A 23,811-nucleotide genomic window follows, 5' to 3' on the forward strand; every position below is an offset into this window, starting at 1 on the left:
CCAGTTATCCTTGTGTCTCGATGAGTTCCGCGGCGCGTCGCGCATAGGCGACGGAAAGGTCGCCGACCTGGGCAGCGTTTTCTGCCGCCGCGTTTCCGGCCTTCGCCCGTCCCGCAATGCCCTCGAGGATCACGGCGAAGCGGAAGAGCGAGAAGACGAGGTGAAACACCTCGACGCCCGTGCTGCGGCCGGCTGCCCTGTAGTAGTGCTGCAGATATTCCTCCTGGGTCGGGATCCCGAGCGCGTCGAGATCCAGGCCCATGATGCCGCCGTACCATTCGGGCCGCGAGTGCCATGCGAGGCAACTGAACGCCGCATCCGCCAGCGGATGGCCGAGCGTCGACAGCTCCCAGTCGAGTACGGCGATCACCCGTGGCTCTTCGGGGTGAAACATCAGGTTCCCGAGCCGGAAATCGCCATGACAGATCTTCGTCTCGTGGTCTTCGGGCAGGTGCTCCTGCAACCAGGCCGAGACCCGGTCGATCTCCGGAATGTCCCGCGTGCGGGACAACTGCCACTGCTTGGTCCAGCGGCCGATCTGGCGGGCGAAATAGTTGCCCTGCTTCCCGTAATCGGCGAGGCCGATCGCGGCCCAGTCCACCGTATGGAGTCGCGCCATCGTCTCCGCCATGGAGAAATACATCGCGCGCCGGTCATTCGCTGCGATGCCGGGCAGGGATCCCTCGTGGAAGACACGCCCGTCGAGCCTTTCCATGACGTAGAACGGTGTGCCGACGACGTCGCGATCCGCATGGAAGAGCAGCGCCTGCGGGACCGGCACCGAGGTTCCGGACAGGGCCCGGAGGATGCGATACTCGCGATCCACGGCATGTGCGGAGGGCAGAACTTCACCCGGAGGCTGCTTGCGGAGCACCAGCCGTCGATCATCATAGCTGACGAAGAAGGTCGGATTGGACTGCCCGCCGCCGATGCGCTCGAGCCGCATCGCGCCCGACAGGCCGGGCAGGGCGGAGCGCAGGAATGCGTCGAGCCGCGCCGGTTCGAACTCGGGCGGTGATGCGTTGCTAGGCTGCATGGCGGGCGGCTCCGTTGGCGCCCCGTTCGATGACGTATTCATGATCGAAAAGCGTTCTCGAGTGATTCAGATCGGATTGTGAAATGACGACGCTCAGGGCGGTGCCCTTCAGGGTTGCGATAACCTCCGAGAGACGCTGCGAGAGGGCAGGGGCTACGCCCTCGAAGGGCTCATCGAGAAGGAGGAGCTTCGTCCCGACCGCCAGAGCCCGCCCGAGCGCGACGAGCTTCTGCTGCCCGCCGCTGAGCAGCAGGGCCTTCCGGCCGCGCATCTCGCTCAGCTCGGGCATGATCCCGTAGACGAAATCGAGACGCTGGTGTCCGTCGAGCGCCTTCGAGACCCAGGTCGGGAGCAGGATGTTCTCCTCGACGGTCAGCTGCGGCACGAGCTGCCTATCCTCGGGCATGTAGCCGATTCCGAGCGGAGCGCGGGCATGGGCCGGCATGGAGGACAAGTCCTGGCCGGCGAACCGGACGCGCCCCTGAAGGGGTCTGAGACTACCCATGACCGTTCGCATGAGAGTCGTCTTGCCGGCTCCGTTCCGGCCGATCAACCCCACCATCGAGCCGGTTGCGACGCCGAGCACAAATCCGCGCAGGGCCTCCATCGACTGGATGGTGACATGCAGATCGTCGATCTCGAGGAGCGGCGCCTGGATCATGCGGCGCTCCCGGTCACGTAGCGCCGGACCTCGTCCTGGCCGAGCACCTCGGCCGGCGCGCCGTCGGCGATGACGCTGCCGCTGTAGAAGGCGATCACCCGATCCGCATAGGCCGAGACGATCTCCATGTCATGCTCGACGAAGACGATCGTCGCAGCCTCCCCCGACAGGGCTTCCATGACCCGATCCATGGCGGGGAACTTCTCCTCGGCACTCACGCCGGAAGTGGGCTCGTCGAGGAGGAGCAGGCGCGGCTTGCGGGTGAGCGCCATGGCGATGTCCAGAAGCTTGCGGACACCGCCCGGGAGCTCGCTGACAGGACGCGGACCGTATTGCGACAATCCGAAACGACGAAGGAGTTCCTCCGCTCGGTCCTGCCGCCCGCCTTCCTCCGGAGCGCTCCAGGCCGCGAGACCCGTCGGTTCGGACGCTGCGCACGCCACGAGCATGTTCTCCAGGGCCGTAAGCTCGACGCAGAGCTGTGGGATCTGAAAGGAGCGGCAGATGCCGCGCCGCGCAATGGCGCGAGGAGAGAGGCCGACGACGCTCTCGCCATCGAGTGTGATGGCCCCTTTGTCGGGCTTGAGATAGCCCGTTACCATGTTGATGAAGGTCGTCTTGCCGGCGCCGTTCGAACCGATGAGGCTGACCTTCTGGCCCGCCGGCACGTCGATGTCGATCCCGGAGGCGGCGACTACCGCTCCGAAGCGCTTGTCGAGCCCACGCGCGGACAGCACCGGATTCATTCGGCGGCTCCCTTCGCCTCGATCGTGGAACGTGCCGACCTGCGTGATGAACGCCGGAAGCGTCGACCCGACCACAGGGAACCGATGCCGCCCGGAAGGAACAGGATGATGACGAGCAGAAAGATGCCGAGTGCCATCTGCCAGGTATTCGGGAAATAGAGGTTCGAGAAGGACCGCACGAGTTCGAGTAGCAGTGATGCGATGAAGATCGCTCCGACGCTCTGCGGGCCCGCGAGAATGGCGACGAAGACGAACTCGCCGGATTGCGTCCAATAGGCGAAGGTCGGCTCAATATGGCCGAGTGCGAGCACCGTCAGCGCTCCGCCGAGGCCACCCAGGACGGCCGCCAGAGCGAAGTTCACTGCCATCACGCTGCGCACCGAGGCGCCGAGATACTCGACTCGCAGCGGATTGCCGTGGATCGCAAGAGTCACGAGCCCTCGGACCGATCTGATATGGATGGCGGTCAGCCACGCAGCGAGGCCGGTGGTAATGACCGCGAGGGCGTAGAGCGCATAATCGCCGCTCGTCCCTTCGAGCTGCCAGCCGAGCAGCGTCGGGCGCTGGATATTGAATCCGTCGGAGCCGCCCAGTGCCGTAGACTTGATGAGGATGCCGTAGAGCACCATCGACAGCGCGAGACTCAGCATGCCGAAGAAGATGCCGCTGTAGCGGGCGAGCAGGGGACCTGTGAGCGCCCCGACGATTCCACCGGCAAGGCTGCCGAGCACCATGAGGAGGATCGCGTCGGTGATGCCGAGATGGGTCACCGTGAGCGCGACTGCGTATCCGCCGACCGCGAAGAACAGGCCCTGACCGAAGGAGACGAGACCGCCGCGCATGATCAGCAGGATGCCGAGCGAAACAACGCCGTGCGAGGCCGCCATGGTGACGAGGAACAGGAGCCAATTCGGCAGGAATGCGCCGATGACAAGAAGCGTGGCGATCACGCCGAAGGCGGCAATAGAGAGAGTTCTCCGCGACATGTCAGATCTTCCTCGCCGCGGCGCGCTGGAACAGCCCCTCGGGGCGGAAGATCAGCACGGCCGCCATCACGAGATAGATGCTGAAGAGCTCGGCCTCTGGCATGAGGTGAACGGCGGCGGCGCGCGCCAGGCCGACGATGATGGCGCCGATGGCTGCACCCTCGATCGAGCCGAGCCCGCCGATGATCACGACGGCAAAACTCACGATGATCACGCTGACGCTGATTCCCGGCTGGACGGAGATCATCGGAGCCGTGAAGGCGCCGCCGAGCGCGGCGAGAAAGACCCCGAAGGTGAAGGCCATCCAGTGCACGCGATTCACGTTGACGCCCATGCTGGCGCTCATCTCGTGATTATGGATGACGGCCAGGACGATCTTTCCGGCGACGGTCCGGTTGAGACCGAACCAGACTGCGATGCCGCAGACGATCGCCAGACCGATCAGGGCGAGATCGTAGCCGACATAGAACAGCGGCCCGATCGTGACATTGCCGAAGAGCTGATAGGGCTCCGACACGTAATAGGGATTGACGCCCCAGACCAGCTTCACCGCGTCTTCCAGGATGAGGAACAGGGCATAGGTGACGAGGAGGAGCACGACCTCGTCACGCCCGTAGAACAGGCGTAGGAGACCACGCTCGAGCGCCGGCCCGAGCACCAGGGCCACGGCAATCGCCGCAAGCAGCATCGCGAGCAGCGAAAAGGCCGGTGCAAGGCCGAGCGTCGCAAACAATCCGACCGCGCTCGCGGCGGCATAGGCGCCCACGGCATAGAGCGAGCCGTGGGCGATGTTGAGGATCTTGAGCACGCCGAAGACGAGCGTCATTCCGAGCGCGACCACGAACAGCCATGACGCGTAAATCAGGCCATCCATGACGATGGTGGCGGCAAGTTCCACTTCAGGCGTTCCTCGGCGGGCTCGAAATCGGTTCCGGACTTAGGACGCGTTATGACCCTCCGTCACACTTCGCGCCCGGGAAGCCGGCCTTGATCCACTCGATGCTCTTCATGTTGGCCGGCGGGTTCACGCATTCCGCCTCGAAGTTCTGAATATCCTCGATCACGACCATCTTCTTGTCTGCATCATAGCGCGTGCGCCCGATGGCCATGGGCTGGATGGCCTGATGCCCGTTTCCGAGCTTCATCTGGATCTTGCCGCCGGGCGATTCCCACTCGGCATTTTCGAGAGCCGCTGCGAGTTCCTCGGGGCTCGGCTTCTTGCTGCCGTTCGAGGCCATGGCCTTTTCGACCGCCGTCTTGAGGCCGAGAAGGGCCTGGACCATCCGGTAGGAGGCCTGTACGGGATAGACGCCGCCGCGCTCGGCCTTGTAGCCGTTGAAGAACCATTCGTTGAGAGGCGTTTTCGGCGACATGAGGCCATAGGCTCCGCGAGCCCCGATGATCACGCCGTTCGGCATCTTGTCGCCGAGGGGCTGCAGGACGTGATCCGCCGCGCTGAGGACGCCCTGGCTGCGCTGGAAGAGGCCGCGCGGAGCAGCCTGCAGGATGAAGGCCTGCAGGTCGCCGCCCCAGAGGCTCGAATACACGACATCCGACCCGGCGCGGGCGAGCGCCGAGACCTCGGTCCCGTATTGGCCGGCGCCGAATTTCGGCAGCAGATCGGCCTCGATCTTCGCCTCCGGGAAGAGCTGGGCCATCGTCGCCACGAAGTCCACCCGCGAGTCCTGACCCCAGGCATAATCCTGATTGATCATGCTGAAGGTGCCGGCCTTGACGTTGTGCGCCTTCATGTAGCGGCCTAGCGCGACATTATCTTGGGTCGCGTGAGCAGCGGTCCGGAAGACGTATTTGTAGCTTGCATCCTCGAAGATGCGCGGCGTTCCGCAGTCGAAGAGGATCAGGAATTTTTTCAACTCCTCGGCCACTGGGGCGACGGCGAGGCAGTCGCCCGATCCGATATAGCCGACGACCGCATCCACGTTCTCGCGCTGGTAAAGATTGCGGAGTTCCTGGACCTGCTTGGTTGCGCCGCCATTCTCGTCGACCCAGATCGGCTCGATCTTGAGGCCGCCGAAGCCAACCTTGTCATAGGGCGCAGGAGCGGACCCCTTGTTGAGTTGTCCGATCAGGAACTCACCACCGTGCCGCGCCGGAACTCCGAAGCTCTCCGCCGCCGGTCCCGACAGGAAGGTCACAATCCCGAGCTTGAATGTTTCCTGAGCCTGCGCGGCGCCGGGGATGAAGGCCGCAAGGGCCAGAGCGGCGGCGAGCATCGGGCGTCGCAGGCGCCTGGATGGCCTCTCTCTCGTCATGAAGTCTGCTCCTTCCTAGCTGGTCTGCGCCAGCATCGGTTTCCTCCAGAGGGTGGCCTTTACGCCATCTCTGCTCGTTGGCAATGTCCTCGACTTTGTCGGACAATCCAATCGTGGTGTATGGGGTCACGTTGGTCAAGCGGCTGTGGCATGCGCTCGTTTCCGTCCCGTCCTTGCGAGTGGGGCGATTCAGGAGCGCATCCGTCGACGGGTAGATTGCTTCGCCTGCGGCTCGCAATGACGAAGTGGATCCGAGACGAGCTGGATGGCTGCCGCTCGCAAGGACGGCAGTCCGTCCGGAATCTACTTCCGTATCCGGCTGTGCACTTCCCGCTCTCACGCCCTCATCGTCATTGCGAACGGAGTGAAGCAATCTACCCGTCGACGGATGATTCACCTCGCCTCCGGCTCGCAATGACGAGAGGCGCGGACACCGCTGATCAAAGCGACCGCGCGATCAGCACCTTCATGATCTCGTTCGTCCCGCCATAGATGCGCTGGACGCGGGCATCGACGAAGCGGCGGGCGATCTCGTATTCGCGCATGTAGCCGTAGCCGCCATGGAGCTGCAGACAGGCATCGGCGGTTTCGACCTGCTTGTCGGTGGTCCAGTATTTCGCCATCGAGGCCGTCACCTGATCGAGCTCGCCGGCGATCACGCGCTCGATGCACCAGTCGAGGAATACGCGTCCGATGAGGGCCTCCGTCTTCCGTTCGGCGAGCGTAAAGGCCGTGTTCTGGAACTCGATCACCGGCTTGCCGAAAGCATTCCGGTCCTTCACGTACTCCGTCGTGATCCGGACCATGCGCTCCGTGGCTGCGACCGCGCCGATGGCGATCGCGAGACGCTCCTTCGGGAGCTGCTCCATCATCTGGTAGAAGCCGCGGCCCTCTTCGTCGCCGAGACGATTCTCGGGTGGGACCAGCGCATCATCGAAGAACAGCTCCGAGGTATCCGAGGCGTGCATCCCGATCTTGTCGAGGTTGCGTCCGCGCCGGAAGCCGTCGCTTCCCTGCGCCTCGAGCATGAGAAGGGAGATTCCCTTGGCACGCTGGTTCGAATCGGTCTTCGCCGCGACGATGATGAGGTCGGCGTTCTGCCCGTTCGTGATGAACGTCTTGGAGCCGTTGAGCACATAGGAATTGCCTTCGCGGCGCGCCGTCGTGCGCAGCGCCTGCAAATCGGAGCCGCCGCCCGGTTCCGTCATCGCGATGGCGCCGATGAGTTCGCCGCGCACCATACCCGGGAGCCAGCGGCGCTTCTGCTCCTCCGAGCCATAGGCCATCACGTATTGCGCGACGATCCCGTTATGGACGGCAATGGGCGAGGCCATCTCGGGGAGCTCGTATTCGAGATCCTCGATCACGGCTGCCACATGGCCGAAGGTTCCGCCGAGGCCGCCATACTCCTCGGGAACATCGGGACACAGAGCGCCGATCTCCCCAAGTGCTAGCCAGGCCTCGCGATCGACCCGCTTGTCGGCGCGCCACTGTTCCGCCCGCGGCGCAAGCGTCGTCGCCAGGAAACGCCGAAAGCTTTCCCGGAACAGATCGAGTTCCTCGGTCATCCAGGACGAGCGATAGACCATGAGTCTCTCCTATTCGGCGGCCGCGGCGACACGGCCGTAAAGCGCCTCGATCTCGGGTTGATATTTGCGATAGATGTTCGACCGCCGCACCTTCATGGTAGCGGTGACTTCGTCGTCGTCGTGGTCGAGCTCTTTCGTGAGCAGGTGAAACCGCTTGATTTGCGCCACTTGGGCGAGCTGGGAGTTCGCGTGCTCGACTTCCGCCGCGACGAGTTCCCGCACGCGCGGGTTCTCAGAGAGGCTCCGGAAATTCGTGAACGTGACGCGGTTCTCCTCGGCCCATTTGCCGACCGTCTCGGCATCGATCTGGATCAGTGCCGAGACGTATTTCCGGGCCTCGGCGATGACGATGCATTCCTTGATGAAGGGGCTGCCCTTGACGGTGTTCTCGATCTCGGACGGGCTGAGATTCTTGCCGCCCGCGGTGATCATGATGTCCTTCAGGCGATCGACAATCTTGATCTGTCCCGATTCGAGAGCCGCCACGTCGCCCGTGTGGAGCCAGCCGTCGCGGATCGAGGCGCGCGTGGCCTCCTCGTTCTTGTAGTAGCCCTCGAACACCATATCGCCTTTGACGAGGAGTTCGCCCGTCCCCGGCTCGACGCGTACCTCCGCGTTGCAGACAGCTTCACCGACCGCACCCGGAACGAGGTGGCCGAGGCGCTGGCCGGTGACCATCCCCGTGGTCTCAGTGAGACCATAGACCTCGACCAGCGGCACGCCGATAGTCCGGAAGAACCGAACGATGATCGGCGGAATCGGCGCGGCCCCGGTGAGGGCGACTTTCGCTGCACGCAGGCCCGTGAAGTTCTGGAGAGCGCGGAAGACGAGGGCGTAGCATGTCGCGAAGATGATCCTTTCGCGCAGGCTGCGTTGGGCCACCGGCTTCTCGGCGAATGGCTCGCACGCAGCGAGCGCCCGCTCGTAGAGGCGACGTCTCATACCGCCCGCCTCGATCATCTTGATCTGGATCGCCGAGTGCAGCTTCTCCCAGATCCGCGGCACGCCGAGGAAGTGGGTCGGCGCGACCTCGCGCAGATCCTCCTGCACGGTCCGGATGGATTCTCCGAAGCTCACGCAGGAGCCGGAATAGAGCGGCGCCATGGTGGTGAGCATCTGCTCGGCGACATGGCAGAGCGGCAGATAGGAGAGGCTCCTGGTCTCGCGCGTGATCCCGAGCCGATCGATCGTCCCGAGCGCCTGAGCCCGCATGTTGCCGTAGCTCAGCATCGCGCCCTTGGGTTTGCCGGTCGAGCCGGAGGTATAGATCATCAGGCCCGTGTCGGAGAGGCGTTGTGCGTCGACAGCGGCATCCACGAAACCAGGATTGTCCTTCTCGAAGGCGGCGCCCAAGCGCTCCACCTCGTGAAAGGTGGAGAGCAGCTCGATCGTATAGTGCCGCAGGCCTTTCGGATCGATGACGATGATGCGCCTCAGCTTCGGGAGCTGATCGAGGCTCTCCAGGACCTTGTCGGATTGCTCCTGATCCTCGCAGATGACGATCTCGGCATCCGAATGGCCGAGCACATAGGCGACCTCGTTGGCCGGGCTCGTCGGATAGACGCCGACGGTAACGGCACGCACGAGCCCGGCTCCGAGCTGGCCGATCACCCACTCGATCCTGTTCTCCGACAGGATTGCGATGTGTCCGCCCGGCTGCAGGCCGAGCGCATGCAGGCCCTGACCGAAATGGCGGGCGCGGGCGTAGTATTCGGACCAGGTCAGCGGCTGCCAGATGCCGAAGTCCTTCTGATGCAGCGCCACCCGGTCCGGCATCCGGCGCGCGTTCTCGCGCAGGATCTGTGGCAACGTCAGCGAGGGGAAGTCGGCTTCGGTCGACATGCTTTGGCACTCACGACAGCCAGCGCTTGCGGCGCTTGTAGTGCTTTACGTCCCGGTAGCTCTTGTGGGCCGAACCCGAACCGCCGAGGCCGAGATAGAATTCGCGGACATCCTGATCTCGGACGAGACGCTCGGTCGGCCCGTCGATGACGACCTTTCCGGTCTCGAGGATGTAGCCGTAGCTCGCGACCGCGAAAGCCACAGCCGCATTCTGCTCGACGAGCAGCATCGAGACGTTCTGCTCCGCACTGATGCGGGCGATGATCGAAAAGATCTCCTCGACGAGCTTCGGGGAAAGTCCGAGCGACGGTTCATCGAGAAGAATGAGGCGCGGCTTCGCAATCAAGGCGCGGCCGATGGCGAGCATCTGCTGCTCGCCGCCCGAGAGATAGCCGGCGAGACCCTTGCGGCGCTCGTAAAGGGCCGGGAAATAGGAATAAACGAGATCGAACGGCGTCAGCGGAAGGCCGCGACCCGAGAGCGCGAAAGTCGCCGCGGTCAGGTTCTCCTCGACGGTCAGGTCCTCGAAGATCCGGCGTCCCTCCATGACGTGGAACAGGCCGCGCCGGACAAGTTCATGGGGTTTGAGCGTCGCGATGTCCTCGCCGTCGAACCTGATCTGACCGGCCGTCACCGCGCCGTCCTCGAGATCGAGGAGGCGCGACACGGCCTTCAGCGTCGTTGATTTCCCAGCTCCGTTCGAGCCGAGAAGGGCGATGATCTCACCGCGCGGGATACGAAGCGAGAGGCCGCGGAGCACCTGAATCGTCCGGTTGTAGACGACCTCGATATTGTTGACCTCGAGGACGGAATCCGCGGCCATCGGGCTATTCTCCGACCCGGATCCAGTCGGACGCGGGCACCATCTGCTTGGCCTTCGCATCGAACCGGTAGATGCGCCCGACCGGCACGGAGTTGCCCGGGATGGAGACGGGCACGCCGAAGATGCCGCCAGTGTCGAAGTCCTTGATCGTGTTCAGCGATGCCTTGAGATTGATGCCGGTGAGCTCCTTGCCACCCTCGAGGGTGCGCTTCACGGCCTCCGTCATCAGCATCGCCGTGACGAAGCCCTGCATATAGGCATTCGACTGGTATTCCGGCCGCATTTGCCGGATCTTCTCCAGCATCGGCGCGCTGGCATCCTTCTCGTAGTAGTAGCGGTAAGGCATTACGCCCATGAAGTCTTCCGCGGCGTCGCCCATGCGCTGGACCATGGAATTGTCCATGGACCAGAAGGTGCCCATGAACTTGCTGCGCATGTTCATCTGCTTCGCCTGCGTGATGAACTCGGGGATCGGCGCGAGCACGTAACCGTGGAAGATGGTGAAGTCCGGATTGGCGCGCCGCAGCTTCAGCACCTCGGTCGAGACATCGACGCTGGTCGGCGGCGTTACGATCTTCTCGACGATATTGAGCCCGAGTTCCTTCGCGAGCTTCTCGCCGGGCTGGATCGGATCACGGCCGAATTCCGTATCGGAGTACACCAGGGCGACCTTGGCGCCGGGCTTCTCCTTCGCGATGTAGCGCATCAGGATGCCGAACATCTCGCTGTAGTCCGGGCCCGACATGAACTGTAGGGGATACTTCTTCGGATCGTTCAGTTCCGACGCGAAGGATGCGCCGGCCATGATCATCGTACCCCGGCGCTCCAGTTCCGGATTGATCGTCTTCGAGAAGCCGGTCGAGTCACCGTAGTAGAGCGAGACCTTCTCCTGGCTCGTGATCTTGTTGAAGGCAGCGACGGAAGCGTCGACCTTGTAGCCCGTGTCCTCGGCGACGTATTTGATCTTTCGCCCCTTGATCCCGCCCGCATCGTTGACGAGCCTTAGATAATCCTGAATGCCGGCATGAATTCCGACGCCCGCGAAGGCGAAGACGCCGGTGATCGGGATCGATCCGCCGAGCACGATGTCGTCCTGCGCCTGAGCCCATACCCCTCCCACAAAAGCGATGCCCGCGGCCGCGGCAACGCCGAAGAGCTTTCGTCTCGTCCAGGTTTTTTTCACGATATCCTCCCTTGCTTTCATCACGTTCTGAAGGGCCAGAGGTGGAAGAAGCGGCGCACGCGCCGCCAGATCTCGGCCAGGCCCTGTGGCTCGAAGATCAGAAAACCGACGATCAGCGCGCCGAACACGATCGTGCGGATCGGCGCCAAGGCCGCGAGCGCATCCGGGAACCAGGGTGAAACCCAGGAGACGACGAGCTTCAGCACCTCGGGTACCATGGTCATGAAGGCTGCCCCGAGAATGCCGCCGAGGATCGTCCCCATCCCGCCGACGATGATGGCCGCAAGGTAGAAGATCGAGTTGATGAGTGGAAAGCTTTCCGGCGTCACGACGCGGAAGAAATAGGCCCAGAGCCCTCCGGCGACGCCGGCATAGAAGGAGGAGAGGGCGAAGCTCAGAAGCTTGTATTGGAGCAGAGGAATGCCGAGCACTTCGGCGGAGATGTCCCGGTCCCGGATGGCGATGAAGGCGCGACCGATGCGCGTGCGGAACAGATTGGCGGCGCCGAGCACCATCAGCACCGTCACCGGCATGATGATCCAGTAGAGTTCCGATGACTGATCGAGGTCGATGCCGAACAGGCGCGCCGGCGGCATCGACAGGCCGCGTGCCTCGCCCGTCAGGTGCCAGTTGGCGAAGATGAAGTGAAGGATGAACGAGGCCCCGATGGTGGCGATCGCGAGGTAAAGGCCCTTCACCCTCAGACTCGGGATGCCGACCACCATTCCGACCAGCGCTGTCACGGCGCCGGCAACGAGGAGGTTGAGCGCAAAGGGCGTGCCAATGTGGATCTCGAGGATCGCCACCGTATAGGCTCCGACACCCATGAAGGCGGCCTGCCCGAGACTGACGAGCCCCGTATAGCCCGTGAGGATGTTGAGCCCCGTCGCGCTCGCGACATTGATGGCGACTAGGCAGGCCATGTAGACCCAGTAGGGCCCGGCCACGAAGGGAAACGTTGCCAGCGCGATGGCGAGCAGCGCGAGAAGGCTGCGCTGGAGTCCTGTGTCGAACAGCGCTTCGTCGGCCGCATAAGAGGTTCGGAGAGTACCGATCCGCATCAGAGCCGCTCGATCTCGTGCGTGCCGAACAAGCCGTAGGGGCGGATCATCAGGATCACGATCAGCAGGCCGAAGGTCGCGAGGAGCTTGTATTCGCCGCCGAGAAAGGTGCCGGCGAGCGCCTCGATGAGGCCGATCAGGATCCCGCCCACGAGAGCACCGAGGAGCGAGTCGAGACCACCCACGATGACGACGACGAGAACCGATAGGCCGAATACGCCCATGGTGGGGGAGACCCCGCCGATCGAGCCGACCAGCACGCCGGCGCCCGCCGCAGTCGCACAGGCAGCAATCCAGGCAAGCGAGAACACGCGCGGCACGTCGATCCCGACCGAATAGGCTGCACCCTGGTCGCTCGCCGTCGCGCGCAAGGCGACACCGCCGCGCGAGAACCGGAAGGCGATGAGAAACGCAGCAATGACGACGGCTGCCGCGACGAAACCGTAGGCCACTTTCGGCGCGACATAGGCTTCGCCCAGGAAGATCGGGCTGTTCGGCACGAATTCTGGCAGCCGCAGCGGATCGGCGCCCCAGGCGAGTTCAACCACGCCGACGAGGATCGAGCCGAGGCCGACCGTGACCATGAACACGGAAATCGCACTCTCGCCGAGCATCGGCCTGATGAGGGCTCGCTCGACCACCGCGCCAAGCAGGCCTCCGCAGACGAGCGCGAGCGGCAACGCCGCCCAAGCCGGCAGGCCCAGCCCGGCTGCAAAGCCCAGAAAGGCATAGGCCCCGAGCATCAGGATCTCGCCGATCGCGAGATTTACGACGCGCGTCGCCTTGTAGATGAGCACGAAGGCGACGCCGGTGAGGGCATAAAGCGCGCCGGCTCCGATGCCGGCGAGCGAAATCTCCGCGAGAAAGAGCCAGTCCATCAGGCGGGCTCTTTGCAGTGATTGATGGAGCAGCGTGGTGGATCACCCCTCACCCGCCCCTTCGGGGCGACCTCTCCCACAAGGGGAGAGGTGATGCGCGCGCTCCGCCCGCTACGCCTCTCCCTTGACGGGAGAGGTCGGCTGCGCAGCAGCCGGGCGAGGGTGGCTGCGCCGACGCCGGGAGTCACGCCGCCTCCTTCACGCGCAAGCGGCGTGAGAGTTCACCGACATCGCCGGAGCCGAGATAGGCGCTGACGACTGTCGGGTTCTGCTGAACCTCTCCCGGCAGTCCCTCTGCGATCACCTGGCCGAAATTGAGCACGACGACATGGTCCGAGATGTCCATCACCATCCCCATGTCGTGTTCGACCATCAGGATCGTGACGCCCCATTCCTCCTTCACGTCCAGGATGAACCGCGCCATGTCCTCGGTTTCCTCGCGGTTCATGCCCGCAACGGGCTCATCGAGCATGAGAAGTCGCGGCCGCATGGCAAGCGCCCGTGCGAGTTCAACTCGCTTCTGCAATCCGTAGGACAGGGAGCCGACCGGCGCGTTGCGGATGTGCTGGATCTCCAGGAAGTCGATGATCCGCTCCTCGACGTCGCGACGCAATTCGATCTCCTCGCGTTGCGCACGGCCCCAGTACAGGAGCGCATCGAAAACGTTGGTGCGCAGGTGAGCGTGGCGACCGAGCTTGATGTTGTCGAGCACGGTCATGCCGCGAAAGAGCGCGATGTTCTGGAACGTGCGCGCGAGCCCGAGCTTGGCGCGGGCCGGCGGACGCAAGGCCGTGATGTCCTTGCCGTCGAAAAGAATGCAACCTGTATTGGGACGGTAGAAACCCGAGATCGCGTTGAACAGGGACGTCTTGCCGGCGCCGTTCGGGCCGATCACGGCCGTAATGGCTCCTTCTGCGGCCTCGAAGGAGACGCCGGAAAGAGCCCGCACGCCGCCGAAGGTCAGCGACACGCTCTCGACCCGGAGTGCGCCCGACATGCGCGTGCTCGCTTCCATTCAGCGGCCCTCGAACCGTGCTGCGCGCTTTTCGACGAAGGCTGCGACACCCTCGGCGAAATCCCCGGATGAGGCCGAATCGTTGAAGTCTTGCCGTTCGGCCTCGAGCTGATCGGAAAGACTCGCGTCGAAAGATCCGTGCAGGAGTGCCTTGATCCTGCCATAGGCAGCTGTCGGTCCGGCGGCGAGGCGTGCAGCCAGAGCCATCCCTTCGCGCTCGAAGGCATCGACGGGAACGACGCGGTTCACCAGACCAAGCCGATGTGCCTCCGCGGCGTCGAAAGGATCGGCGAGCAAGGCGATCTCCTTCGCCTTCCGCAGTCCGACGATCCGCGGCAGAAACCAGGAGGATGATCCATCCGGGCTCGCGCCGATCCGCGAATAAGCGAGGGTGAACCTGGCGTTCTCCGCCGCGATGGCGAAATCGCAGGCGAGCGCAAGGGAGAGGCCGGCCCCTGCCACGGCTCCGTGGAGGAGAGCGATCGAGGGCTGCGGCAGCGCCGCCATGATCTCGATCGCTTCATGGAAGGGGCGAATGATCCTGTCGACGTGCTCGGCCACGTGGCCTGCTGCGCGCTGGAAGCTCGCGACGTCGCCACCTGCACAGAAGGCCCGGCCCTCGCCGCGGATCACGATAGCCCTGAACTCGGGCCTGTCGACAATCGACTGGATCGCCGCGAGAAAGGCTTCGGCCATCGGGACATCGAGAGCGTTCAGGACATCCGGCCGGTTGAGGCGGATGATCGCAATCGCTCCCTGCTCTTCCAGAATGATGGGCTTCTGCGGCTCCGACATGTCTCCCCCTCTGCGTTCCGGCGTACCCGTTTCTAGCGATAGGCTCCGCCCAATCCCATGTGCTGGACATATGTTCTCTCGACGGGATCATCGAGCTGCTGGCCGGCCTTCTCGAATCCCCGCCGCCAATCCGTGATGTGGCGCTGCATCCAGAGCCGCGCGGTCTCAATATCGTGGCGACGGCATGCGTCGACGATCTTGCGATGGGCCTCGAGATTGCGGCGGCCCGCGACCGCGACCTCATCGAGGATGATCTTCAGAGTCGGCGTGAAGAGCAAGCCGGCGGGCTCTCGCGCCAGCTGAAGCACGCGGTTCCTCGAAATGCGCGCGATCATCGCATGAAAATCGTTATCGAGTTCCGCAATGGCTTGCGAATCCGGAGCGGTCTCCATCTTCGCGATGTTGTCCTCGAGTTCAGCAATGTCCTCAGGTGATGCGCGTTCTGCCGCCGCCTCGACGGTGGCAGTCTCGAGGCTCATGGATGCCTCCCAGAGCTCGCGAAACGTGACTTGGTGCAGGACCAGCGCCCGGCTCATCCGGGTCGCGAGCCGGTTGTAGCGCGGCAGGCTGACGAAGAGTCGGCGGCTCTGGTCCCGTCGGATGAGGCCGCTCTGCTCGAGGAGACGGATGCCCTCGCGGACAGTGGATCTGTTCACGCCGAACTGGCGCACGAGATCGGCCTCGGTGCCGAGCCTTTCTCCCGGAGTGAGATGACCAGCGAGGATCTCGCGCTCAATCGCCTCCGCGACCTGCTGGTAGGCAGGAGCGACCTGGATTCGCTCGAACCGATCATCGGCCCCGTGCATGATTATCCATTTGTCCGACAACCCAATGTTGCAGGCGCATTCCGGGAAGTCAATTTGGAACAGGTCGGATCTTTGCCCGTGAGGCCCCGAGAAGATACGTGGGCCGCATCGGCGCGAGAGTTCAGCGAGCCGGTGGGTTGGCCTCTGCCTCCATATCTCTGTCGCGCCAACCGCCCGGCCGGCAGAGCACCGGATAGAGAAGCGCCATCTCCGCCATGAGGTATTTCGCCGGGACGTCGAAGAACGATCCGTGCTCGACCAAGTATTCCATGAAATCGCGGCCAGCGTCGTCGTAGGGTTGCAGCAGGGCATCTCCGGCACCGTCGAATTCGAGCGCTGAGACACCGAGCTTGCTGCACAGCGACAGATTGAAAGTCGGCGACACCTTCAGCCACCGGGTTTCGAGGAACACCTCCGCGTATCCGTGAAACGCGAAGATATCGGTTCCGATCAGCTCGAGGAGCCGTCCCGTGGAGAGATGATTGCGAACGTCTGCGAGTCCGATCCGGGCCGGGAGCCCCGAAACACGGCACAGCGCCGCAAAGAGCGCGGCCTTGCCGACGCAATAGCCTGCTCCCGCTTTCAGGACGCTGCTGGCCCGGAATGTCTCGAGATTCGTGTAGTCGACATACGGGTCATAGCGGATCTCGTCGCGCACGGCGCGATAAAGGGCGCGAACCTTGTCGATCGGATCCGATATCTCTGCGGTGAGTGCGCGCGCATGGTCGTAGATCGACGGGTGATCACTGTCGACATATTCCGCCGGGCTCAGGAAAAGACGGCGCTCGGTCTCACGCATCGCTATGGCTCGCTCCGGAGTCGTCATGCCGCCAGGGCCGTTCGCGCAGCCTCGTATTCCTGCTCGAGACGAGTGCACAATTCCGCGACGGAGGGAACGTCCTCGATGCTGCCGACACCCTGTCCGGCCGACCAGATGTCACGCCACACCTTCGCTTCTGCACCCATATCGAGCTTGCCATGCGAAACGAGGTTCCGCGGGTCGAGTCCGGCAGCGACGATGCTCTGGCGCATGAAGTTGGCGTTCACCCCGCTGATGGAGGGCGTGTAGACGATGTCGGCCGCTTTCGCCTGCATTAGCATCGCCTTGTAGGCGTCCGGCGCGAGGCTTTCCTGCGTGGCGATGAAGCGCGTGCCGAGATAAGCGAGATCCGCTCCCATGAGCTGCACCGCGGCAATCTGAGCGCCGTTTGAAATCGCGCCGGAAAGCACGATCGTCTTGTGGAAGAACCGGCGGATCTCCGGGATCAGGGCGAACGGGCTCAAGGTTCCGGCATGTCCGCCGGCACCGGCGCAGACCGCGATGATTCCGTCGACGCCGGCCTCGGCGGCCTTCTCGGCATGCCGCACGTTGATGACGTCGTGGAAGACGAGCCCGCCATAAGAATGGACCGCGTCGACGAGATCGGAAACTGCGCCGAGCGAAGTGATGACGAGCGGAACCTTGCGGTCGACCGTGATCTTCAGATCCTGGTCGAGCCGCGGGTTGGTGGCATGGGCGATGAGATTGACCCCGAATGGCGCCGGTCTGGAGCCGTCCTGGGACGCAACCGAAAGCCTGTCCTCGATCTCGTCGAGCCAGGCGGCATAACCCTCGCTCGTCCTCTGGTTGAGAGCCGGAAAGGCGCCGATGATGCCGGCGCGCGCCGTTTCGATGACGAGATCCGGTCCCGAGACCAGGAACATCGGCGCTGCGATCGCAGGAAGTCTGAGGCGTGCCTGGAAGGCGTCCGGCAACGGCATGATTACGTCCTTGTGCATTCTGCAGGTTTCTTTGACACGCGCGGTGCGAGCCCTTCGAAGAGGATGTCCACGCAGGACCGGGCGATCTCATGCGGCTTCAGGGGACCATCCGGATCGTACCAGCGGGCGATCCAGTTCAGGGCTCCCGAGACCGTGAAGGCCGTCAGGCGCACGTCGCGCGCACTGATCGAGCCGTCGGCGACGCCCTCCTCGATGAGGCTGCGGATCCGCTCGTCGATCTTGCGCTTGTGAGCGCGAAATGCCTTCCGGCTTTGAGGCGGCAGTTCCGCCTCTCCGATCCGCGTGATGCACATGCCGAAATCCATCGTCATGATCTCGGCATAGCGGTGGAGCGCCGCTTCGAGTCTGTCGCGCGCGGTACGTCCGTCACCGGTCGCATCCGCGATTGCCTTGTCGATCAGTTCGAGGCCGATCCGTACGCATTCGGCGAGGATTTCGTCCTTGCTCCGGAAATAATGGTAGAGCGTCGGCTTGGTGACGTTCAGGCGTTCGGCAATCTCGTCGAGGGAGGTGGTCCGGACTCCGTTCTCGCAGAAAGCCTGCGCGGCGACGCGCAACACCGCCTCGCGCTTCTCGCGCCTGTCGTGCTCCCTGTCCTTTGTGTCCTTCCAGGGCGAGACAGCCTGCTTCGCATCCATCAGGCCACCCGCGATCGGCTCTTGACTGGAGCGCGCACCGCCGTCTACTCCCAGGTCACCATATTACTCGCCGGTAACTAGCGCGGCGGGAAGGGGGCGGGCAACCCCTTGCATACCGGTCCAGACCAGCCCGTATGAGGTCTGAACGAAGCCTTGCGGAGGTTCAGGTGGAGATTCGTGGAGTTTCAGCCGTCGTGACAGGCGGCGCATCCGGGCTCGGGGCTGCGACGGCCCGCATGCTGGCCGCGAATGGCGCCAAGGTCGCGGTTCTCGACGTCAACGAGGCGGACGCCCAGACGGTCGCCAAGGAGATCGGAGGCATCGCTCTCACGTGCGACGTGTCCGACGCGGCGAGCGCAGAAGCGGCCGTCGCCAAGGCACGCGAGGCCCACGGGGCCGCCCGCATCCTGGTGAATTGTGCGGGCATCGCGCCGGCGGCGCGCATCGTCGGACGAAACGGCCCGATGGCGCTCGACGCCTACGCGAAAGTGATTCAGGTCAACCTGATCGGCTCGTTCAATCTCATGCGCCTCATCGCAGCAGATGCCATGAAGCTCGATTCTCTCGAGAGCGGCGAGCGCGGCGTCATCATCTCGACGGCATCCGTCGCGGCCTATGAGGGGCAGATCGGCCAGGCTGCCTATGCGTCGGCGAAAGCGGGAATCGTCGGCCTGACGCTTCCAGCCGCCCGCGAATTCGCATCGAGCGGCATCCGCGTTTGCGCCATCGCCCCGGGCATCTTCGAGACGCCGATGCTGCGCGGCCTGCCGCAGGAGGTCCAGGACAGCCTGGGTGCAGCGGTTCCCTACCCGTCGCGCCTCGGCAAGCCGGAGGAATATGCGCAACTCGCGCTTGCGATCATCCAGAACACGATGCTGAACGGCGAGGTGATCCGCCTGGACGGCGCGCTGCGCATGCAGCCGAAGTAACACTCCCAAAACGCGCAGGGCACCGCAGGAGGATCTGATGGCAGAGGCCTATATCGTCAGTGCCGTCAGGACGGCCGGTGGACGGCGCGGCGGCCGGCTGAAGGACTGGCATCCGGCCGATCTCGGAGGTGTCGTCATCGATGCCATCCTCGATCGCACCGGCATCGATCCGGCTGCGATCGAGGATGTGATCTTCGGTTGCGTCAGCCAGGCCGGCGAGCAATCGACCAATATCGCGCGCAACGCCGTACTCTCGTCGCGGTTGCCCGAGGAAGTTCCCGCGACATCCATCGATCGCCAGTGCGGATCGTCACAGCAGGCGCTTCATTTCGCGGCCCAGGCCGTCATGTCCGGATCGATGGATGTGGTGATCGCCGGCGGCGTCGAGAGCATGACGCGCGTCCCGATGGGCCTGCCGGCCATCCTCCCCGAGAAGAACGGCCTCGGACATTACCGCGGTGAGCGTCTGAAGGAGCGCTACGGCGACATCGAGTTCAGTCAGTTCACCGGCGCCGAGATGGTCGCCGAGAAATACGGCCTGAGCAAAGAGGTGCTCGACGAATTCGCCTATGTCAGCCAGGTCAAGGCCGCGCGTGCGGCACAGGCCGGCGCTTTCGACGACGAGACAGTGCCTCTCGAGATCACGGGCCCCGATGGCGCGAAGGAGATCCACCGGGTCGACGAGGGCATCCGTTTCGACGCGAGCCTCGACGCTATGAAGCAGGTGAAGCTACTTCGCGAGGGCGGCCGATTGACGGCGGCGACCGCGAGCCAGATCTGCGACGGCGCCTCGGCAGTCATGGTGGTGAATGAGAGGGGCCTGAAATCCCTCGGACTCTCACCCATGGCGCGCATCCACCACATGAGCGTGATGGGTGGGGATCCCGTCATCATGCTCGACGCCCCGATGCCGGCGACGAAGCGCGCCCTCGACAAGGCCGGCATGAAGATCGACGACATCGATCTCTTCGAGGTCAATGAGGCATTCGCCTCCATTCCGCTCGGCTGGTTGCAGGTCACCGGCGCCGATCCCGAGCGCCTCAACGTGAATGGCGGCGCCATCGCGCTCGGCCACCCGCTCGGCGCCACCGGCACCAAGCTGATGACGACGCTCGTCCACGTCCTGAGGGCCCGCGGCAAACGCTACGGCCTGCAGACCATGTGCGAAGGCGGCGGCATGGCGAACGTCACGATTGTTGAGCGGCTTTGACGTCGAGAAATGCGCTCGTCATGCGACGCTGATCCACTGGCTTGACCCAATATCATTCGATCTGAGGAACCACGAGAATCAACGAGGCCTCTCCGTCATCACGAGCGGAGCGGAGCCGTCCAGGTGCGCATCCGTTGACGGGTAGATTGCTTCACTTCGTTCGCAATGACGAGGGGGGTCTGAGGGCGGGAGGAGCAATGCCGAAAACGGAGTGGCGCCGGACTCACTGCCGTCCTTGCGAGCGGGAGGCGTGATGCGCTGCCCTTTCCACCGCCTCTCCGTCCTTGCGAGCCGCAGGCGAAGCAATCTACCCGTCGACAGGTGTGCCGCTGGATTGCGCACTGCGTCCGCAATGACGGGGAGCGCTGGCTCATAGGAGCCAGCATTGCGCCCATGTCATCATTTTCACACGAGCACCAATCTAACGCCCTACGAAATGCGCCGGGCGGCGTTCGGCGAAGCTCCGCACACCCTCCTGCGCATCTTCCGACGCCGATAATCTCTGGTTGATGGCGCCGAATTCGGCTGCGGCCGTTTCGGGCCCTTCCGTGAGCGCGAGGCGGGCGCTGCGGAGCGTTTCCGCCACCGCGAGCGGTGCCTGCTGGGCGATGCGTTCGGCGATCTCGATCGCGCGTTCCAATTGCCGTCCGGGCGGCACGACTTCCTGAACGAGCCCGAGCCGGAAGGCCGTTTCGGAATCGAATTCGTCGCCGGTGAGGAGATAGCGCATGGCATTGCCCCATCCGGCGCGCTCGACGATGCGGATCGTGGCGCCGTGGTTCGCCATGATCCCGCGCTTGACCTCGATCTGACCGAAACGGCAGTCGCTAGCGGCGATCACGATATCGGCCGCGAGCATGAGCTCGATCCCGACCGTGAAGCAGATGCCCTGCACGGCAGCGACGACAGGCTTGGTGCGCAACGGCTCGCGCAGATGAAAGGGATCAACGGATCCCTCGGGGGCGAGATGCCGGCCCTCCTTGAACCAGGACGACAGCTGGTCGAGTTGAAGCCCGCCCGTGAAATGATCGCCGAATGCATGGAGCACGCCGACGCGCACCTCGGAATCCTGCTCGAGCGTGTCGAAAGCCTCGCCGAGCTCGATAACCATGCGCTCGCTGAAGCCGTTGCGCTTCGGAACGCGGTCGATGCCGATGAGCTGCACTGCGCCGCGCTTCTCGACGACGATGCGGCCCTCCAGGGGAGCAGGTTCGAGCCGAGCATTCATGGGGAATTCCTCCGGGCCAACGTCGAGAGGTGATGTTTAGCGTTCCGTGTGCCGATTGCGAGCGATGTTCGCTGCACTTCGCTCCTCACCCCAGAAATGCGGCAATCCGCGGGTCGCGCCCCGCGGTCAGGACCTCGCTCGGGCTGCCCTCGGCGATCACCTGTCCGCCCGCCACAAAGGCCGCCTGGTCCGCGATCTCGACGATGTCCTCGGGCGTGTGGATCGTCAGGACGACCGTGATGCTCCGCCTCCGGCGCAGATCGTCCACGAGGCGGATCATGTTCCGGCGCAGGCCAGGGTCCAGGCCACCGAACGGCTCGTCGAGCAGGAGGAGCGGCTTACGGGTCACGAGGGCACGCGCCAGAGCGACCCGCTGGCCCTGGCCGCCCGACATTTCGCCCGGACGGCGATCGGCGAGGCCCGTCAGGTCCACGGCGTCGAGCGCATCCGCGACCTGCCGGCGATCTCTGTCGTCGAGACGCAACGAGGGGCGCAAGCCGAGCGCGACGTTCTCGGCAGCCGTGAGATGCGGAAACAGGTTGTGGTCCTGAAAGACCATGGCGATGGGACGCAGGGCAGGCCTCAACGGCAATAAGTCCTGCCTCGCGAAATACAGGGATCCGCTGACCGGCCGCTCGAACCCGGCGATCAGATGCAGCAGCGTGGTCTTCCCACCTCCCGAGGGGCCGACGATGGCGCAGAGCCGTCCCGCATCGACCCTCAGAGAGTATCGTGCCGAGAAGTCCGGATATTCCAGCCGGCAATCGTCAACGACGAGCATCGGACCACCCGGATGCGGCATAGGCGAGGGCGAAGGCGATCGCCACGAGGAGGAGCCCGATCGCGGACGCCTCGTCGAGGCGGTAGGCGCCGAGACGCTCGTAGAGCAAATAGGGCAGGGTTCGCAGCTCACCTCCGCCGAACAGCGCGACCACTCCGAAATCCCCGAACGACAAGGCCATCGCCATCGCGAAAGCGGCTGCAAACGGCCGGCGCAGCAGCGGCCAAGTCACGATCCTGACTTTTGTCACGCCCTCCAGGCCGAGAAGAGCCGAAAGCCTCCCATAGCGCTCGCCCGCAATCATCACAGCAGGTGAAATGAAACGATAGGCGAAGGGCAGAGCGACGAGTGCATTCATCAGTGGAAGCAGGATGTAGCCGGCCAGGACCGGATCGGCGATGCGGCGGATCCAGAGATAGAGCCCGGCGGTGAGCGCGAAGGGCGGCACCGCGAGAACCACGGTCGGCAGGAAATCGTAGATCATGGCGAGGCCCGGACGCCGCCGCTGGAGGCGCTCGTTGCGAGCCTCTGCGGCGAGCGCGAGGGCCACGAGGCAGGCGGCCGATGCCGAAAGGCTTGCGATCATCAGGCTCGTCAGAACGGCTTGTGCAAGATCGCGGTCGAGAATGGCCGGAATCTGCGAGAGGCCGGATGCGACGCTGGCGAGCGGCGGCAAGATTAGCCCAGCGGACACGGCAAGCACCAGGCCATCGAGGAGCTGCAGACGACGATCCGCCGAATCCGGACGCGCGACGGCAAGGCGTGATGTGCGCCCGACGGGACTCCGCTGAACGGCGCGATGAAGCAACATCGCGACACCGGCGCAGATCGCGATCTGCACGAGGCCGAGCCACGCGGCGCGTCCGAAATCGAGATCGACCCGCAAGGCCTCGAAGATTGCGACTTCGAGCGTCGCACGGCTCGCTCCACCACCGAGGGTAAGCACGATCGCAAAGCTCGTGAAGCAGAGAAGAAAGATGAGGCTCGCGAGAGGCGCGAATTCCGACTTCAGCACCGGCCAGTCGAGGTGGCGGGCGATCTGGCCGCTCGACAGCCCGAGCATCTCCGCGAGTCGCCAATGCTCTGCCGGGGCCGTCGCGAGGGCATCGAGATAGACGCGTGCCACGAAAGGCGCGTTGAGGAAGATATGGGCGAAGAGAATGCCGGGCCAGCCGAAGATCCGGAAGCCCGCATCGATCCCGAAGAGGCGCGCCGCCTGCACGAGCCAGCCTTCACGGCCGTAGACGGCGATGACCGAAAACACGACGACGATGGCCGGCATCACCGCAGCTGCGCCAAGCGCTGCCACGACCCATCGATGGCCCGGGAAGCTGCGGCGCGTCAGTGTGAGGGCGAGCAGAGCCCCAAGCACGAGAGATGCGACGGTCGAGACGGCAGCCTGCGCGAGCGCGAAGCCCAGCACACGGGTGAGATATGGGCCGATCGAAACGAGTTCGGACGGCTGGCCCGCAGCATAGAACAGGGCCCCGAAGCCGCTCGCGATCAGAGCCAGGATCGCGAGGGCGACGATCGTGCCCGGCCTCAAGGA

At 64.3% G+C, this 23,811-nt stretch carries 23 protein-coding genes; 2 read left to right on the forward strand and 21 right to left on the reverse strand.

The annotated features are described in order from the left end of the window. Positions 1-4: 4 nt before the first annotated feature. From BN1233_RS15320 to BN1233_RS15405, 18 genes are all read right to left on the reverse strand, one after another. Positions 5-1,036, reverse strand: a complete 1,032-nt coding sequence (locus BN1233_RS15320; protein WP_046864398.1) for a phosphotransferase family protein — start codon at positions 1,034-1,036, stop codon at positions 5-7. Next, entirely contained in the window at positions 1,026-1,697 is a 672-nt protein-coding gene (locus BN1233_RS15325) for an ABC transporter ATP-binding protein (protein WP_046864399.1), read from the reverse strand. Before BN1233_RS15325 ends, BN1233_RS15320 begins: the two co-directional genes overlap by 11 nt. Next, positions 1,694-2,443 carry an ABC transporter ATP-binding protein gene (locus tag BN1233_RS15330; RefSeq protein WP_046864400.1) on the reverse strand — a complete coding sequence of 250 codons (750 nt, stop codon included), beginning with the start codon at positions 2,441-2,443 and terminating at the stop codon, positions 1,694-1,696. Before BN1233_RS15330 ends, BN1233_RS15325 begins: the two co-directional genes overlap by 4 nt. Beyond that, complete coding sequence (locus BN1233_RS15335; RefSeq protein WP_046864401.1) at positions 2,440-3,429, reverse strand: branched-chain amino acid ABC transporter permease; 990 nt, start codon at positions 3,427-3,429, stop codon at positions 2,440-2,442. Before BN1233_RS15335 ends, BN1233_RS15330 begins: the two co-directional genes overlap by 4 nt. Position 3,430: 1 nt before the next feature. Next, positions 3,431-4,303: a branched-chain amino acid ABC transporter permease gene (locus BN1233_RS15340; protein WP_046864605.1), complete on the reverse strand. Its 873-nt coding sequence runs from the start codon at positions 4,301-4,303 to the stop codon at positions 3,431-3,433. 73 nt (positions 4,304-4,376) lie between these two features. Then, the gene (locus tag BN1233_RS15345; protein WP_046864402.1) at positions 4,377-5,702 is read right to left on the reverse strand and encodes an ABC transporter substrate-binding protein; all 1,326 of its coding nucleotides are present in this window, start codon (positions 5,700-5,702) and stop codon (positions 4,377-4,379) included. Positions 5,703-6,142: 440 nt separating this feature from the next. After that, positions 6,143-7,291 carry an acyl-CoA dehydrogenase family protein gene (locus BN1233_RS15350; RefSeq protein ID WP_046864403.1) on the reverse strand — a complete coding sequence of 383 codons (1,149 nt, stop codon included), beginning with the start codon at positions 7,289-7,291 and terminating at the stop codon, positions 6,143-6,145. 9 nt (positions 7,292-7,300) lie between these two features. Continuing rightward, positions 7,301-9,133: an AMP-dependent synthetase/ligase gene (locus BN1233_RS15355; protein WP_046864404.1), complete on the reverse strand. Its 1,833-nt coding sequence runs from the start codon at positions 9,131-9,133 to the stop codon at positions 7,301-7,303. Positions 9,134-9,143: 10 nt separating this feature from the next. Next, a complete protein-coding gene (locus BN1233_RS15360; RefSeq protein WP_046864405.1) occupies positions 9,144-9,956 on the reverse strand; it encodes an ABC transporter ATP-binding protein in 813 nt (270 codons plus the stop codon). A gap of 4 nt (positions 9,957-9,960) precedes the next feature. After that, the gene (locus tag BN1233_RS15365) at positions 9,961-11,139 is read right to left on the reverse strand and encodes an ABC transporter substrate-binding protein (RefSeq protein ID WP_244470921.1); all 1,179 of its coding nucleotides are present in this window, start codon (positions 11,137-11,139) and stop codon (positions 9,961-9,963) included. Between the two features lie 20 nt (positions 11,140-11,159). Continuing rightward, positions 11,160-12,200, reverse strand: a complete 1,041-nt coding sequence (locus tag BN1233_RS15370; protein WP_046864407.1) for a branched-chain amino acid ABC transporter permease — start codon at positions 12,198-12,200, stop codon at positions 11,160-11,162. Further along, positions 12,200-13,078 (reverse strand): branched-chain amino acid ABC transporter permease, encoded by an 879-nt coding sequence (locus BN1233_RS15375; RefSeq protein ID WP_046864408.1) that lies wholly within the window; start codon positions 13,076-13,078, stop codon positions 12,200-12,202. The genes BN1233_RS15370 and BN1233_RS15375 overlap by 1 nt, the downstream gene beginning before the upstream one ends. Positions 13,079-13,262: 184 nt before the next feature. After that, entirely contained in the window at positions 13,263-14,093 is an 831-nt protein-coding gene (locus tag BN1233_RS15380) for an ABC transporter ATP-binding protein (RefSeq protein WP_046864409.1), read from the reverse strand. Next, a complete protein-coding gene (locus tag BN1233_RS15385) occupies positions 14,094-14,888 on the reverse strand; it encodes an enoyl-CoA hydratase/isomerase family protein (RefSeq protein ID WP_046864410.1) in 795 nt (264 codons plus the stop codon). 32 nt (positions 14,889-14,920) lie between these two features. After that, the gene (locus tag BN1233_RS15390) at positions 14,921-15,694 is read right to left on the reverse strand and encodes a FadR/GntR family transcriptional regulator (protein ID WP_046864411.1); all 774 of its coding nucleotides are present in this window, start codon (positions 15,692-15,694) and stop codon (positions 14,921-14,923) included. Positions 15,695-15,815: 121 nt separating this feature from the next. Next, positions 15,816-16,493 carry a transglutaminase-like domain-containing protein gene (locus BN1233_RS15395; protein WP_052763814.1) on the reverse strand — a complete coding sequence of 226 codons (678 nt, stop codon included), beginning with the start codon at positions 16,491-16,493 and terminating at the stop codon, positions 15,816-15,818. 23 nt (positions 16,494-16,516) lie between these two features. Further along, positions 16,517-17,455 (reverse strand): NAD(P)H-dependent flavin oxidoreductase, encoded by a 939-nt coding sequence (locus BN1233_RS15400; RefSeq protein ID WP_046864413.1) that lies wholly within the window; start codon positions 17,453-17,455, stop codon positions 16,517-16,519. Between the two features lie 2 nt (positions 17,456-17,457). Beyond that, the gene (locus tag BN1233_RS15405; RefSeq protein ID WP_046864414.1) at positions 17,458-18,114 is read right to left on the reverse strand and encodes a TetR/AcrR family transcriptional regulator; all 657 of its coding nucleotides are present in this window, start codon (positions 18,112-18,114) and stop codon (positions 17,458-17,460) included. 134 nt (positions 18,115-18,248) lie between these two features. Between BN1233_RS15405 and BN1233_RS15410 the strand changes: the two genes are divergently transcribed. Both BN1233_RS15410 and BN1233_RS15415 read left to right on the forward strand, forming a co-directional pair. Further along, positions 18,249-19,043, forward strand: a complete 795-nt coding sequence (locus BN1233_RS15410) for an SDR family NAD(P)-dependent oxidoreductase (protein ID WP_425311719.1) — start codon at positions 18,249-18,251, stop codon at positions 19,041-19,043. 37 nt (positions 19,044-19,080) lie between these two features. Further along, positions 19,081-20,253 carry an acetyl-CoA C-acetyltransferase gene (locus tag BN1233_RS15415; RefSeq protein ID WP_046864416.1) on the forward strand — a complete coding sequence of 391 codons (1,173 nt, stop codon included), beginning with the start codon at positions 19,081-19,083 and terminating at the stop codon, positions 20,251-20,253. Between the two features lie 421 nt (positions 20,254-20,674). Here the strand turns inward: BN1233_RS15415 and BN1233_RS15420 are convergent, their stop codons facing one another. The 3 genes from BN1233_RS15420 to BN1233_RS15430 form a co-directional block, all read right to left on the reverse strand. Continuing rightward, the gene (locus tag BN1233_RS15420; RefSeq protein WP_046864417.1) at positions 20,675-21,481 is read right to left on the reverse strand and encodes a crotonase/enoyl-CoA hydratase family protein; all 807 of its coding nucleotides are present in this window, start codon (positions 21,479-21,481) and stop codon (positions 20,675-20,677) included. Between the two features lie 85 nt (positions 21,482-21,566). Next, complete coding sequence (locus BN1233_RS15425; protein WP_046864606.1) at positions 21,567-22,262, reverse strand: thiamine ABC transporter ATP-binding protein; 696 nt, start codon at positions 22,260-22,262, stop codon at positions 21,567-21,569. After that, entirely contained in the window at positions 22,249-23,808 is a 1,560-nt protein-coding gene (locus BN1233_RS15430) for an ABC transporter permease subunit (protein WP_046864418.1), read from the reverse strand. The genes BN1233_RS15425 and BN1233_RS15430 overlap by 14 nt, the downstream gene beginning before the upstream one ends. Between the last annotated feature and the right edge of the window lie 3 nt (positions 23,809-23,811).

It is taken from the genome of Microvirga massiliensis, from assembly GCF_001006805.1.
Lineage (GTDB): Bacteria > Pseudomonadota > Alphaproteobacteria > Rhizobiales > Beijerinckiaceae > Microvirga > Microvirga massiliensis.

Bases quoted from the DNA above. Each gene is read 5' to 3' on its own strand.
- BN1233_RS15405 (WP_046864414.1), bottom strand. From the start codon at position 18,114: ATGGATGCGAAGCAGGCTGTCTCGCCCTGGAAGGACACAAAGGACAGG.
- BN1233_RS15360 (WP_046864405.1), bottom strand. From the start codon at position 9,956: ATGGCCGCGGATTCCGTCCTCGAGGTCAACAATATCGAGGTCGTCTAC.
- BN1233_RS15380 (WP_046864409.1), bottom strand. From the start codon at position 14,093: ATGGAAGCGAGCACGCGCATGTCGGGCGCACTCCGGGTCGAGAGCGTG.
- BN1233_RS15425 (WP_046864606.1), bottom strand. From the start codon at position 22,262: ATGCTCGTCGTTGACGATTGCCGGCTGGAATATCCGGACTTCTCGGCA.
- BN1233_RS15370 (WP_046864407.1), bottom strand. From the start codon at position 12,200: ATGCGGATCGGTACTCTCCGAACCTCTTATGCGGCCGACGAAGCGCTG.
- BN1233_RS15400 (WP_046864413.1), bottom strand. From the start codon at position 17,455: ATGCCGTTGCCGGACGCCTTCCAGGCACGCCTCAGACTTCCTGCGATC.
- BN1233_RS15395 (WP_052763814.1), bottom strand. From the start codon at position 16,493: ATGCGTGAGACCGAGCGCCGTCTTTTCCTGAGCCCGGCGGAATATGTC.
- BN1233_RS15355 (WP_046864404.1), bottom strand. From the start codon at position 9,133: ATGTCGACCGAAGCCGACTTCCCCTCGCTGACGTTGCCACAGATCCTG.
- BN1233_RS15325 (WP_046864399.1), bottom strand. From the start codon at position 1,697: ATGATCCAGGCGCCGCTCCTCGAGATCGACGATCTGCATGTCACCATC.
- BN1233_RS15410 (WP_425311719.1), top strand. From the start codon at position 18,249: ATGAGGTCTGAACGAAGCCTTGCGGAGGTTCAGGTGGAGATTCGTGGA.
- BN1233_RS15385 (WP_046864410.1), bottom strand. From the start codon at position 14,888: ATGTCGGAGCCGCAGAAGCCCATCATTCTGGAAGAGCAGGGAGCGATT.
- BN1233_RS15415 (WP_046864416.1), top strand. From the start codon at position 19,081: ATGGCAGAGGCCTATATCGTCAGTGCCGTCAGGACGGCCGGTGGACGG.
- BN1233_RS15330 (WP_046864400.1), bottom strand. From the start codon at position 2,443: ATGAATCCGGTGCTGTCCGCGCGTGGGCTCGACAAGCGCTTCGGAGCG.
- BN1233_RS15375 (WP_046864408.1), bottom strand. From the start codon at position 13,078: ATGGACTGGCTCTTTCTCGCGGAGATTTCGCTCGCCGGCATCGGAGCC.
- BN1233_RS15390 (WP_046864411.1), bottom strand. From the start codon at position 15,694: ATGCACGGGGCCGATGATCGGTTCGAGCGAATCCAGGTCGCTCCTGCC.
- BN1233_RS15345 (WP_046864402.1), bottom strand. From the start codon at position 5,702: ATGACGAGAGAGAGGCCATCCAGGCGCCTGCGACGCCCGATGCTCGCC.
- BN1233_RS15320 (WP_046864398.1), bottom strand. From the start codon at position 1,036: ATGCAGCCTAGCAACGCATCACCGCCCGAGTTCGAACCGGCGCGGCTC.
- BN1233_RS15340 (WP_046864605.1), bottom strand. From the start codon at position 4,303: ATGGATGGCCTGATTTACGCGTCATGGCTGTTCGTGGTCGCGCTCGGA.
- BN1233_RS15420 (WP_046864417.1), bottom strand. From the start codon at position 21,481: ATGAATGCTCGGCTCGAACCTGCTCCCCTGGAGGGCCGCATCGTCGTC.
- BN1233_RS15350 (WP_046864403.1), bottom strand. From the start codon at position 7,291: ATGGTCTATCGCTCGTCCTGGATGACCGAGGAACTCGATCTGTTCCGG.
- BN1233_RS15335 (WP_046864401.1), bottom strand. From the start codon at position 3,429: ATGTCGCGGAGAACTCTCTCTATTGCCGCCTTCGGCGTGATCGCCACG.